General features: G+C 41.4%; 8 protein-coding genes. 1 reads left to right on the forward strand and 7 read right to left on the reverse strand.

From position 1 onward, the window contains the following. Window positions 1-253: 253 nt before the first annotated feature. The 5 genes from glgA to malQ all read right to left on the reverse strand — a co-directional run bounded on the left by glgA (window position 254) and on the right by malQ (window position 9,880). Complete coding sequence (gene glgA / locus E7T07_RS03885; RefSeq protein ID WP_135709609.1) at window positions 254-1,696, reverse strand: glycogen synthase GlgA; 1,443 nt, start codon at window positions 1,694-1,696, stop codon at window positions 254-256. A gap of 142 nt (window positions 1,697-1,838) precedes the next feature. Further along, window positions 1,839-3,149 (reverse strand): glucose-1-phosphate adenylyltransferase, encoded by a 1,311-nt coding sequence (glgC, locus tag E7T07_RS03890; RefSeq protein WP_135709610.1) that lies wholly within the window; start codon window positions 3,147-3,149, stop codon window positions 1,839-1,841. A gap of 17 nt (window positions 3,150-3,166) precedes the next feature. After that, entirely contained in the window at window positions 3,167-5,170 is a 2,004-nt protein-coding gene (glgX, locus tag E7T07_RS03895; RefSeq protein ID WP_135709611.1) for a glycogen debranching protein GlgX, read from the reverse strand. 183 nt (window positions 5,171-5,353) lie between these two features. Then, the gene (gene glgB / locus E7T07_RS11075) at window positions 5,354-7,765 is read right to left on the reverse strand and encodes a 1,4-alpha-glucan branching protein GlgB (protein ID WP_135709612.1); all 2,412 of its coding nucleotides are present in this window, start codon (window positions 7,763-7,765) and stop codon (window positions 5,354-5,356) included. A gap of 12 nt (window positions 7,766-7,777) precedes the next feature. After that, window positions 7,778-9,880, reverse strand: coding sequence for a 4-alpha-glucanotransferase (gene malQ / locus E7T07_RS11080; protein WP_135709613.1), 2,103 nt, complete (start codon window positions 9,878-9,880; stop codon window positions 7,778-7,780). Window positions 9,881-10,170: 290 nt separating this feature from the next. On the opposite strand from malQ, the gene E7T07_RS03910 reads away from it, so the two are divergent. Next, window positions 10,171-11,040, forward strand: coding sequence for a fructosamine kinase family protein (locus E7T07_RS03910; RefSeq protein ID WP_135709614.1), 870 nt, complete (start codon window positions 10,171-10,173; stop codon window positions 11,038-11,040). A 294-nt stretch (window positions 11,041-11,334) separates the two neighbouring features. Here the strand turns inward: E7T07_RS03910 and E7T07_RS03915 are convergent, their stop codons facing one another. After that, window positions 11,335-12,183, reverse strand: a complete 849-nt coding sequence (locus E7T07_RS03915) for an OmpA family protein (RefSeq protein WP_135709615.1) — start codon at window positions 12,181-12,183, stop codon at window positions 11,335-11,337. Between the two features lie 185 nt (window positions 12,184-12,368). Continuing rightward, window positions 12,369-13,430: a protease SohB gene (gene sohB, locus E7T07_RS03920; RefSeq protein ID WP_135709616.1), complete on the reverse strand. Its 1,062-nt coding sequence runs from the start codon at window positions 13,428-13,430 to the stop codon at window positions 12,369-12,371. Between the last annotated feature and the right edge of the window lie 36 nt (window positions 13,431-13,466).

A 13,466-nucleotide genomic window follows, 5' to 3' on the forward strand; every position in this document is an offset into this window, starting at 1 on the left:
GATATGTTGAACTCCTCGTTGATTTTAAACGGCGCATTTTTACTCATCCTTAATTTAAAATACGCCAATAGTGGTGATTTTCATCACGAAAATATGAGCGCCTATCCTTAAACGCTAAAACTTATCGGTTTGCCACCTTGGTAAACACGAAAACGCTTATCTCGATAACAATGTTTTTAATGGTGGGCAGGGATGCCCACCCTACTTATTTCGATAACAAAGTTTTAATGGTGGGCAGGGATGCCCACCCTACTTATCTCGAGAACAAAGAACGATATAAATCTTGGTAATGTTCCGCAGAAATTCGCCAGCTGAAATCTTGTGTCATAGCTTGAGTGCGAACTTTTTGCCAAAGTTTTGGTTGTTGCCAAAGGGCGAAGGCATGTTGAATAGAGCCTTGTAAGCCGTGCGGCACGGCATCATAGAACACAAAACCGGTGGCGCAATTTTGTTCAATGTTTTCTGCGGTGCTATTCACAACGGTATCCGCTAAACCACCCGTTGAACGAACCAATGGCAATGTGCCGTATTTCAACCCGTATAATTGTGTTAAACCACAAGGCTCGAAACGGCTTGGGACTAAGATAACATCGCCGCCTGCAATGATTAAATGAGATAAGGCTTCATCATACCCAATGCGCACGCCAACATGTTGTGGGTAATAATGGGTTAACTGGCGTAAGCCTTCTTCAAAATGCGGTGCGCCTGAACCCAGTACGATTAATTGTCCGCCTTGCGCAACAATGTGCTGTGCGCACTCTAACAATAAATCGACCCCTTTTTGTTCCGTTAAACGTGTCACCATCACAAATAAAAGTGCGGTCGGATCTTGCGGTAAATTAAAGGCAGCTTGTAATGCAGCTTTGTTTTTCCCTTTGCCTGTGAGGTCTTTTTTGTCATAGTGATTTTCAATATAGCTATCACAAGTAGGGTTCCAAATCACATCATCTACACCATTTAAAATACCAAATAGGCGATTTTGTGCTTTTAAGGTGCCCAATAACCCTTGTAAGCCATAAGCAAACTCTGGGGTGGTAATTTCTTTCGCATAGGTTGGGCTTACTGCGGTGACGGCATCAGAATAATATAGCCCTGCTTTTAAATAGGAAATTTGACCATAAAACTCTAAGCCATTGACATTAAACATTGACGTTGGCAAGCCAATTTCAAATAAATGGTGATAAGAGAAAAAGCCGGCATAAGCAAGGTTATGTACGGTAAACACTGATTTGGCCGGACGCCCCTTGTTTTCCAAATAAGCGGCCGTTAAACCCGCGTGCCAGTCGTGAGCATGCACCACTTCTGCGTGCCACCAAGGATCTAAGCCGGTTGCCAATTCTGCCCCTACCCAGCTGAGTAAAGCGAAACGTTTGTAGTTATCGCCGTAATCGTTATACCAAGGATCGTGATACGGATTTCCCTCGCGGGCATAAAGTTGTGGCGCATCAATTAAATACACGCCAATGCCTTTATATTTGCCATAAAGCAATCGAATGTAGCCGGCAAAGAAGTGATGGAATTCATTCACCACTACCGTTTCAGGAATACCACGTAACATGGCCGGATAAGCCGGCACAACAATACGAACATCCATACCAATGTCTTTTTGAGCAAAAGGCAATGCACCCATTACATCCGCCAATCCACCGGTTTTTAATAACGGATATAACTCCGAACAAACATGTAATACTTTCATGAAATTTTCCTATAAAAAGAAGAAATACGGTGGAAATTACTATCAGTAACGTTGATAAACCCCATACAAGCTGTATAGGGTTCCTTTATCAGTGCTAAATATTAAATTTGATAACAAAAACCACCGCACTTTAGGCGTTATTTTAATCTAAATGTGCTTCAGATTCGACCGTTTCGCCATTTAATTTTTTAATCATAGCTTCGGTTACTAACACCACTTTGCCCGTGCTGCTGACACGGAAACGTCTGCGGTCTTCGTTAATATCCACACCGATTTGCATTCCGTCAGGAATAACAACGTGGCGATCAATAATACAGTTTCTTAACACACAGTTTTTACCTACGGTCACTTGTGGTAAGACAACGGAATAATCTACCGAAGATCCTTCATTGACTTTTACACGATCAAATAATACGGAATTGCTGATAGACGCATCGGTAATCACACAGCCACCGGAGATAAGCGAGTTATCCACCGGTTTCACATTGGAATTTTTATAAAAGAATTTTGACGGATAGGTTTGTACCGGGTTACCACGAATCGGCCAACGTTGATCGTAAATATCCAATTGCGGATTTTCTGACACTAAATCGATATTAGATTGCCAGAAACTATCCAATGTCCCCACATCACGCCAGTAGATTTCCCCTTCGGTGTTGCGTCCCATGCAAGAACGGCTAAATGGATGGGCATAAAGCACCCCTTCTTCAAGGGCTTTTGGCATAATGTCTTTACCAAAGTCATGTGATGTGCATGGCGTATTAACTTCACGCTCTAAGACATCATAGAGATAATCTGCATTGAAAATATAAATGCCCATGGATGCTAAAGACACTTCAGGTTTGCCTGTCATCGCTGGGGGATCTTTCGGTTTTTCAACGAAGGCTTTTACTTTTAAGTTTTCATCCACAGCCATTACACCAAAGGCTGAGGCTTCTTCTCGTGGTACTTCAATACAACCCACCGTACATTTTGCCCCACTTGAAACGTGGTCTAGCAACATTTGACTATAGTCCTGTTTATAAATATGGTCGCCGGCAAGAATAAGCACGTATTTCGGGCGATAATGATCGCGAATAATTGCCATATTTTGATACACCGCATCTGCTGTGCCACGATACCATGTAGAATCATCAATTTGTTGACGTGCCGGTAACATATCCACAAATTCACCACGTTCTTGTGGTAAGAATGACCAGCCTGTTTGTAAATGGCGCAACAATGAATGAGCCGCATATTGAGTGATCACACCAATTCGATTTAAGCCTGAGTTGATACAGTTCGATAAAGCGAAATCGATAATACGTCTATTCCCCCCAAAATATAAAGCCGGTTTTGCACGCTTATCCGTTAATTCGTGAAGTCGAGAGCCACGACCACCCGCGAGAATAAGTACAAGAGTTTCTTTCACCAACTCAAATTTGCTTGGTAATTGAGTAATGCGACTATTCATAGTATGCCTCCATGTGATTAATAAAATAACGCTCCTTGGTGCAAAATACAGAAATTCAGGTTTTCTGTATTTAACTGGGCATCTTGTAAAGAAATCTCAGCAGCACTGTAAGCAAGTTTCCAATTGCCTTGCGGCAAAGTAAAATGTTGTGATGCAGCTTTGGCGTTCAGCACCAACAGCCAATTTTTATCCAATACAATCTGCATTGCTTTCACCTCATGATTGTGCCAATCATCTAAGGACATCATGTTTCCTTGTGGGTTAAGCCATTGAACGTTATCGTTGTCCCACCAACGATCTGAACCTAAACTTGGAATCTGTTTGCGTAATCCAATAACGGTTTTCACCGCCTTAAATAAATGTTTATCGAAATCTGCCCATTTCAGCCAAGTGATTTCGTTATTTTGGCAATAGGCATTATTATTGCCAAATTGACTGTTACCAAACTCATCGCCGGCCAATAACATGGGCGTACCGTTAGATAACAGCAAGGAAAAAATCAAACCGCAGCGACTGAAAAAGCGTTGTTGTTCTACTTCGAGTATCATCGGTTCAATCCCTTCGATACCGTGGTTATAGCTGTAGTTTTCATTGCGCCCATCGCGATTTTCTTCGCCATTGGCTTCATTGTGTTTTTGGTTGTAACTCACCAAATCCCTTAAGGTAAAACCATCATGTGCAGTAATAAAATTCACCGAACGGTGGGGCAATTTATTGTCATCATTGTCGCCACGGAAAATATCATCAGAACCAGCAAAACGCTGGGCAAAAGCACCGCACTTTCCGTCTTTCCACAGCCAAAAACGGCACATATCATCGCGGAAACGATCATTCCATTCCGCAAAATCCGTAGGGAAATTTCCCACTTGATAACCAAAATCACCAATATCCCAAGGCTCTGCGATCATCTTGCACCGTTGCAAAGACGGCACACGGCGGATGTCTTCAAATAATAACGCTTGTGGGTTATAAGCAGGCGTTTCACGTCCTAATGCCGTAGCTAAATCAAAACGGAAGCCATCCACATGACATTCTTCTACCCAATAACGCAAGCAATCCACCACCCAACGGCGCGTTACATCATTGGCTAAATTCAAGGTGTTTCCACAACCTGTATAATTCACATACTCGCCATTGTCCCATTGCCAATAATAAGTCCGATCATCAATTCCTCGTTGGCTAAAAGTTGGGAAAGTTTTTTCCGATTCTGCCGAATGGTTAAACACCACGTCTAAAATCACTTCGATACCCGCTTGGTGCAAGGCTTTAACCATTGCCTTAAACTCACGCAAAGGCGCGCCACCTTCAGGGTTAGTGGCGTAACGTGGCTCAACGGCAAACATTGCTAACGGGTTGTAGCCCCAATAATTTTGCAAGCCTTTTTGTTGTAAGTGCGGTTCATCTAAAAAATAATTGACCGGCAACAACTCTACCGCCGTTACGCCCAATTCACGCAAATACGCCAAACTTTCAGGGTGCGCCAACGCGGCGTAAGTGCCACGAATGGATTCAGGCAAACGTTCATTTAATTGACTGAAACCTTTCACATGTAATTCGTAAAGAATAGTCTCCGCCCAAGGTGTTTGTAATGGCTTATCATCTTGCCAGTCAAAGGCGTCATCAATAATCACCGCTTTCGGCGCAAAAGCGGCGTTATCTTGTTCATTGTGTGGCAGAAAAATAGCCCATTTTTCCACCGCACTTAAATCAGGTTTGCCCACCACTGCTTTCGCATAAGGATCTAACATCAGCTTTTGTGGGTTAAGCAAACTGTCATCGGATTTAGGATAAAGGCGAAAACCGTATTGCATACCGACTTGCGCTTTTGTGGTCTGTACCGACCAAATATGATCTTGCACAATCATCGGAATACGTTGTTCATTTTGCCCCTGTTCATCAAACAAACACAACTCCACCGCAGCCGCTTGCGAAGAATACAGCGCAAACTGAAAGCCCCGTTTTCCTGAAATACGACAAGGCGTGCAGCCTAAAGAAAGTGGGATGGGTTGTTTTGTGATCATGGTTTTCCTTTTGTTTTTGAGATGACAATGCTATGTGATTATTTCGTCATTGTTTGTGATGTGCTGAAATACCGTTTGGTGAGCTTGTCGAACCATTAGGTATTTCAGCTGTTGCACAAGACTTACGTTTCGAGACATTCACCAAACGATATTTCAGCTTGTGCAGTCACCTATCACGACATTTTACGCTTTTTCTTTCACCACTTTCTCCGCACTTTTAGCGGTACGTTTGGTGGTGGTTTTCGCTGTCGCTTTCGTTGCTTTTTTAGTTGCTACTTTCGCCACAGTTTCTACGGTTTCAGCAACAATCTCAGCCTTTTTCGCTTTAGTTGTTGCTTTAGCTGTCGTTTTAGCAGTTGTTTTCACCGCAGTTTTAGTCGCTGCTTTACGCACTCTTGGCTTTTTTGCTTCTTTGACACGGAAGAAAACCGTTGCCAATGGTGGAATGACAATACTAATAGATTGCGCTTTGCCGTGGCTTTCTATCGCTTCGCTGACAACAACGGCTTTATTGCCAAGATCTGAGCCTTGATAAAGTGCGGTGTCGGAATTGAGAATTTCGGTATATTCGCCCGCTACATTCACACCAATACGATAGTCATAATGGGGAACCGGGGTAAAGTTGCTTACTACAACAATGCGCTCACCTTTACGGCTACGGCGTTCAAAGGCAAATACCGAGTTTTGATAATCGTCCACCACTAACCATTCAAAGCCTTGTGGATCATTATCTAATTCAAATAATGGAGCATTTTCGCGATAAGTGCGGTTCAAATCTTTCACAAAATTCTGCACGCCTTTATGCCAACCACCGCCAATGCCTTCATCCAATAAGAACCAATCTAGGCTTTCTTGGTAATTCCATTCGCGACCTTGGGCAAATTCGTTCCCCATGAAGAGCAATTTCTTACCCGGGTGTCCCCACATATAGCCATAATAAGCACGTAAGTTAGCAAATTTTTGCCATGTGTCGCCCGGCATTTTGTCTAACAACGAACATTTACCATGTACCACTTCATCATGAGATAGTGGCAAGACGAAATTTTCGCTATATTGGTACATCATGCCAAAAGTCATTTGGTTGTGATGATATTGGCGATAAATCGGATCTTTTTTCATATAAGACAGGGTGTCATTCATCCAGCCCATATTCCATTTGAAATTAAAGCCCAATCCGTTATTGTTTAAATCATGGGTTACGCCGGCAAAAGAGGTGGATTCTTCCGCAATAGAAATCGCCCCTGGGATTTCCTGTTGGATAATGTGGTTCGTTTGTTTAAGGAAATCGATGGCTTCTAAATTTTCACGTCCGCCGTATTGATTTGGAATCCATTGACCGTCTGCGCGGCTGTAATCACGATAAATCATTGATGCCACTGCATCCACACGAATACCGTCCACACCAAAATGCTCTAACCAGTAAAGCGCGTTGCTTGCCAAGAAGTTTTTCACTTCGTGACGACCATAGTTATAAATCAAGGTATTCCAGTCTTGATGATAGCCTTCGCGCGGATCCGCGTGTTCATACAACGCTGTGCCGTCAAAGGCGACTAAACCGTGGGTATCGCTTGGGAAATGACCGGGAACCCAGTCTAAAATCACGTTAATGCCTTCCGCATGAGCGCGTTCCACTAAGCGTTTAAAGGCTTCCGGTGAACCAAAACGACTGGTTGGGGAATACAAGCCAATAGGTTGATAACCCCAAGAGCCATCAAATGGGAATTCGGAAAGCGGTAAAAATTCAATATGAGTAAAGCCCATTTCTTTCACGTAAGGAATCAACTCATCGGCAATTTCGTCATAATTTAACCAGAAATTATTGGCTAAGTTACGGCGCCACGATCCCAAATGCACTTCATAAATAGAAATCGGTTGATCACTGCGATTTGCTTTACGGCGTTGCTCTGTCATTGGTACGGTCTCAGGCAAGGCACTCACTTGCGATGCCGTATCCGGGCGCAATTGAGAGCTAAACGCATAAGGGTCTGCTTTTAAACGCAGTTGACCATAACAATCGATTAATTCAAATTTATATAATTGCCCAAGGGAAACTTTGGGCAAAAATAATTCCCACACGCCACTGCTTACATGAAAACGCATTGGATGACGGCGACCATCCCAATAGTTAAAGTCGCCCACAACAGAAACGCGTTTCGCATTCGGTGCCCAAAGACGGAAATTTACGCCCGATACACCGTCACATTCCATAAAATGTGCGCCTAGCACTTCATAAGGACGTAAATGCGAACCTTCTGCTAACAACCAATTATCTAAATCACTGATCATGGGGTGAAAACGGTAAGGATCTTCAATGATTTGCGATTCATTTCCCCAGAAAACTTGTAATTGGTAAGCAAAAAAACTGCGGATTTGTGGTACTACCGCGGCAAAAAAACCACGCTCATCAATTTTTTCTAACTGACAGACCGCACTTTGTGTTTCTTTGTCTAATACCACAACCGTTGAAGCATCAGGAAGCAATGCTCGAATTTCAATACCGTTTTCGGTTTCATGCATCCCGAGAACAGAAAAAGGATCTGCATGTTGTCCATCAAAAAAGGCGTTGATAGTTCCTTGAGAAACGTATTTGCTCATAATCAATCCTTATTATTTTCTTGCGTGGTTAATGTGGTTCAAGAATGCTTGAATATGATCATTTTTGAACATTTCATCTAAATCCCAGGCTAATTTATGTTGCCAATTTGGGTATTCCTGCGAAGTGCCCGGTAAGTTGAAAGACACTTCTTGGCTTAATAAATTTTCTAACTGAACACCAATTAAACTGCTGTTGCTGTTTGCCAAATATTGATGTAATACCCAGTTTAGATGCCCATGCATCGCCATAGAAAGCGCATCACCCCAATAATCCGAAGGCAAATAATGATCGCGGTGCAAGGTATTTAATAATGCTTGTTTATCAATCACGCGTTGATCATATTTTGCTTTCAACGCATCACCTTGTAATACGCCCAATGCACCAAATAGTTCTAAGTCACGACAATGCCAGAAACTTTGTAGGGACGGCACATCATGCGTTCCAATGGTGGCAAAGGCTTTGCGCGGGAAGTCTTTACCTTGTGGGAATTGATGATGTTTTTGTTCAAAATACAACACAAAGTAAGAGAAAACAGAAAACTCGTCTAATTTCCACCGCACTTCATCCGGCACCGTGCCCAAATCTTCGCCGACCACTAAGCATTGATTACGTTGACTTTCAATGGCAAGAATACTCATTAATGCGTCAAATGGATAATGCACATAAACACCATCAGCGGCGGTTTTGCCTTCTGGAATTAACCATAAACGGAATAATCCCATGATGTGGTCAATGCGTAATACGCCGAAAAATTGCATATTGGCGCGAAGTAAATCAATAAATGGTTGGAAGCCGCGCGCTTTTAAGACAGACGGATTGTAAGGCGGAATATTCCAGTTTTGTCCGACAGGGCCTAATGGATCAGGTGGTGCGCCCACTGAAGCTTTAAGACAGAATAGCTCAGGATCTGTCCAAACATCGGCACTACCACGTGAGCTACTTACCGCTAAATCACCATAAATACCTAATTTCATCCCCGAATCGCGGCATAATTGTTGCAATTCGGCTAATTGCGTTTGTGCAACCCATTGCAACCAAGCATAGAAACTAATTTTGCTTTGGTATTTTTTGATCATGGCTTGGCGCGTTTTAGCCGTCATGCTTTGCCACTCTTCACACCAACCTAACCAACCCACTTTATTTTCATCAGGCGATTGTGTGTGTGCTTCTTGATCCAATACGCAGAATAAGCCCAATTGTTGTAAGGCTTCACCTTCTTTCTTCACAAAATCCGCAAATTCCTTACGGCGTTCTACAATTTGTGCCGACTTCGCACGTTGGAAATAAGCGAAAAGTTGTTCAAGTGCGGTGGTTTTGAGACGATTTACCGCAGGATAATCCACAAGATCGCCGGCACGTAAATGCGCAACTTCTTTTTGAATCTCATCTTGGTTGAACCAATTTTGAACACTTTTACAAAGGCTAAATTCAGGTAATTGCTCTACCGCAATATATAAGTAATTGAGCCAACGGCGAGAGGCTGAACTATATGGGCTGGCATATTGTGGCGCGGTTCCGTAATGTAAATGTAACGGATTAACTCCCACAAAATCCGCACCATAACGCACACCTTGTTCAATTAAAGTTCTTAAATCGGCAAAATCCCCCATACCCCAGTTTTTCTGAGAACGGACAGAATAAAGTTGTACATTTAATCCCCAAGCTTTTTTCTCATTGAATAATGGCGGCTGATAGGCGGTTTGTGGACGAACCAACAAACGAACGCGATAAGCTAAATTAGCAGATGAAAAATGCAAGGTGTAATAGCCGAAAGGCAAAGAAGGGAAAGAAAAAGGTTTATCAAAAGAAACTGTTTGCTCAGACAAGGACTGTCCGTTTTCATCGAAAAGTTGCGCTGAAAAGACCGCGCTTTGTGTGTCATTTGACACGGAATGAAGCGAATTTGGGAAATAAGAAATCGGTTCGCTTTCTTTGATCACTATCACATCATCAAATATGCCATCTTTATTCTCTAAGCTTGGCGGCTGTAATAGCTCAGTAAAATAGGCTAAGCTTTCATCGCTTGCATAAATAAGATGACCATCAATATCATAATGGGAGGGCGCAATGCCTACACGTTGGGCGGCTTGCTCTAAGACTTCTCTACTGCTCATTGTACATCCTAAACAACTAAATTAAACAAAATCCATGTCATATTTTACAAATGACCTAATTGGAGAAAAAAGTGCAACATCCTACTGCACTTTTTGCATGGTTCAAACAACAAACCATCGACAGGTGGATTGATTCTAGCATAGTTTTTTATATTTTCTAGCAGTTCTTGTGCCTAAACACCTTGTATTCCTATTTTTTCATTAAAAGTTTGAACTACGTCACAGATTATTGAAAAATTTTCTTTTATTATGGAAAAAAATTTCATTGCATGTAATTTCAGGAGGCGATTATGTGGAAATCAGTTTCTCAAGTATTGGCTGATCAATTCGGCGCTTATTACAACATTAAATCCAAAGAAAAAGTGCATACCGGTGAAATGCATGAAGCTTGGGTGATTGATGATGGTGTGCAACCTGTCTTTGCGAAAACCAATGAAAAATCTTATCGCTCGATGTTTCGTGCAGAAGCGGATCAATTGGCGTTAATTGCCAAAACCAATACGCTCTTTGTGCCTAGAGTGTACGGTGTAGGTTGCTCTTCCAGCCATAGTTTTTTATTGTTGGAATATCTTGCACTTCAAAAACCAACAAATGAAGAATTTTCAGCATTTGGGGTAAAACTGGCACAATTACATCAAATTCAAGGGCCTGAACGTTATGGTTTGGACTTTGATACTTGGTTAGGTCCTGTTTATCAACCGAATGAATGGCGTGATAATTGGGCAAAATTCTTTTCCGATCAGCGCATCGGTTGGCAATTAGAAATTTGCAAAGAGAAAGGCATTGATTTTGGTAACATCAAAACCATTGTAGAAAAATGTGCAGGGCGATTGCTCAAACACAAACCGCAACCTTCCCTATTGCATGGTAATCTTTGGATTGAAAATTGCGGTTCAGTCAATGGTAAAATCGCAACCTATGATCCGGCTGTTTATTGGGGAGACAGAGAATGCGATCTGGCTTTCACTGAGTTATTTGAACCATTCCCAATGGAATTCTATGAAAGTTATTGCCGCACTTTTCCATTAGACAAGGGTTATATTCAACGTAAACCGGTTTATCAGCTCTATTATTTATTAAATTTTAGTCATCGATTTAAAGAGCATTATGTTGCATTAACACGTAAATTAATCCAATTGATTTTAAATGATGAAATTTAAACTTGTATTTTTGATACAATGTTACTAAGGCTTGTTGATGTTTTGTGCTTATAAAATATACTATTTTATACCTAGCACGCAAAATGCGTACTAGGTTACGCATAGTTGAGTGGCTTTGCCACTCTAATTCTCAGCCCCAAAGGGGCTGATTTATGAGTAACCCAGTATGGCTCTGCCATGCCGGGATATTAAATAAACACTTATTGATGATCTTACAGCCTCAAAACATCAACAAGCCCTAGCAGATAAAAGAAAAGGGCTTCAATGAAGCCCTTTTAACTGAGATAAACTCAATTATTTTTGGTAAAGTGGTGTTGGACCTTCTAAGCCGCCCACTTTCACTTCTTTTTCATCTCGGATAGGTGTGCCATATGCACTAATTTCTACACGGCGATTTGGACGTAAGCAGTCTTTTAACTCTTGACCATGCGGAATACCGTCACAAGCTTTAACTTGTTGTGCCTTACCATAGCCTACCGCATTAATTTGCGCTACAACACCTTGTTGTGCTAAACGTGCTTTCACTGTATCTGCACGGCGTTGTGATAATTTTAAATTGTACTCTTCTGAACCTAAACGGTCTGTGAAACCAGCAACTTTAACTGATTTAGAACCTAATTTTTTAAGTTGAGCAGCAACATTATCAACGACCTCTTGACCTTTTGGTGTTAAGTTTGATTTATCAAAATCAAATAAGAAGTCACCACTTAAAGTGAAACCTGCATTACCGTTACAACCGTTTGGATACCAGAAGAAGCTTTGCGCTTGCATTTTTTTGTCAAACAATACTTTATATTGACAAATTTTATGTTCGCCATTTTCGCGATAATTGAATGTATAGTCCCACTCACGAACAAAGTATAAACCTTCAGCGTGTTGTGGATCGCCAATTAAATGACGAATTTGATCTTTCGCCATACCGCGTTCGATCATGCGAACGTTATCCCAGTTAGGCCACGTACCGTATTGTGTACCATCATGGTTATGGGTATTATCTTCAATTTTTGGCCACACTAAGTTTTTGATCGCTTCTTCAGGTGTATCACCTGCCGGCGTACCTTCATCTGTGACGTTGCTAATGTTGCCACATGCAGCAATAGTAAATGCTGCAGCAGCAGTGAATGCTAAACGTGATAGTTTCATGTTTGTTCCCTATTTGGAAATTAATTAATTACTGTAACTAGAAAAATCTAGTATCCCCAGAAACAATGAATCCTAATATTCATCAGGATGTTTATAATAATAGGAAGATTTCAAAAAGTAAAATAAAAATATATGCTTATCATCAAGAATTTTGTCAATTAATGTAAAGAAAGCACGTTAAATCTTTATAAATAGGTCTTCGGATGGCGTTTTACCCAGTTCAACAAAATATTATCCGCACTTTCTTCCGCTTGCTTTCCAAGCTTCTGCATGAAAGATTTCTTTTGTTTGTAATGTAAGCCAATCACAGACTTGCTCTCTAGTGCCTGTAAAATAAAATCATCACTGGTACGAATTTCATCCACTAAATTTAACCCTAAGGCTTGCGTACCAAACCAATGTTCACCGGTTGCAATTTTATCAATATCTAAGTGCGGTCGATTTTGCGAGACAAATTCCTTAAACAACTGATGGGTTTCTTCTAATTCTTGTTGGAATTTTTGTTTGCCTTTTTCCGTATTCTCGCCCAATACCGTCACCGTACGCTTAAACTCACCCGCCGTCATTACATCCACATCCACATCGTGTTTTTTCAACAAACGATGGATATTCGGCACTTGTGCCACCACACCTACAGAGCCAATAATCGCAAATGGCGCAGAAACAATCTTATCTGCCACACAAGCCATCATATAACCGCCACTTGCTGCCACTTTGTCCACGGCAACCGTAAGTTTAATCCCCTTTTGTTTCAAACGCATTAGTTGAGATGCCGCAAAACCATAACCATGAACCACACCACCCGGGCTTTCTAAACGCAATAACACTTCATCTTGCTCAGGCTTTGCCACCGCAAGAATCGCCGTAATTTCTTCACGCAAAGATCCCGTTGCAGACGCTTGAATATCCCCTTTGAAATCCAGCACATATAAAGTTGGTTTCACGTCTTTTGTCAGCACTTCCCCTTTTTTACGGCGCGCTTTTTCTTCTTTTGCTTTGGCTTTTTCTGCTTTTTTCGTTTGCTTTTCCTGTTCTTTTAACTCATCTTCCGTTAAATGAAAATCCTGTAACTTTTTACGATTTTCTTCAAATTCTTCCGATAAATCCGTAATGTCTAACTCGCCTTGTACACCATGCTTTTTCTGTTTTAAGGCAAAAATCACCACCACAATGCCCGCAATCACCAATAAAATGGTAAGAATTTCTAAAATAAAAATACCATATCCGACTAAAATTTCAGACCACATAATTGTTCCTTGTTCACAATAAAAAGAAAGCGAATA

The sequence above is a fragment of the Actinobacillus porcinus genome, assembly GCF_901764995.1.
GTDB lineage: Bacteria > Pseudomonadota > Gammaproteobacteria > Enterobacterales > Pasteurellaceae > Exercitatus > Exercitatus porcinus.

What these genes read in the sequence shown, in the direction of transcription:
- glgB (WP_135709612.1), bottom strand. Translation starts at nt 7,765, where the DNA reads ATGAGCAAATACGTTTCTCAAGGAACTATCAACGCCTTTTTTGATGGA.
- glgC (WP_135709610.1), bottom strand. Translation starts at nt 3,149, where the DNA reads ATGAATAGTCGCATTACTCAATTACCAAGCAAATTTGAGTTGGTGAAA.
- E7T07_RS03910 (WP_135709614.1), top strand. Translation starts at nt 10,171, where the DNA reads ATGTGGAAATCAGTTTCTCAAGTATTGGCTGATCAATTCGGCGCTTAT.
- malQ (WP_135709613.1), bottom strand. Translation starts at nt 9,880, where the DNA reads ATGAGCAGTAGAGAAGTCTTAGAGCAAGCCGCCCAACGTGTAGGCATT.
- E7T07_RS03915 (WP_135709615.1), bottom strand. Translation starts at nt 12,183, where the DNA reads ATGAAACTATCACGTTTAGCATTCACTGCTGCTGCAGCATTTACTATT.
- glgA (WP_135709609.1), bottom strand. Translation starts at nt 1,696, where the DNA reads ATGAAAGTATTACATGTTTGTTCGGAGTTATATCCGTTATTAAAAACC.
- sohB (WP_135709616.1), bottom strand. Translation starts at nt 13,430, where the DNA reads ATGTGGTCTGAAATTTTAGTCGGATATGGTATTTTTATTTTAGAAATT.
- glgX (WP_135709611.1), bottom strand. Translation starts at nt 5,170, where the DNA reads ATGATCACAAAACAACCCATCCCACTTTCTTTAGGCTGCACGCCTTGT.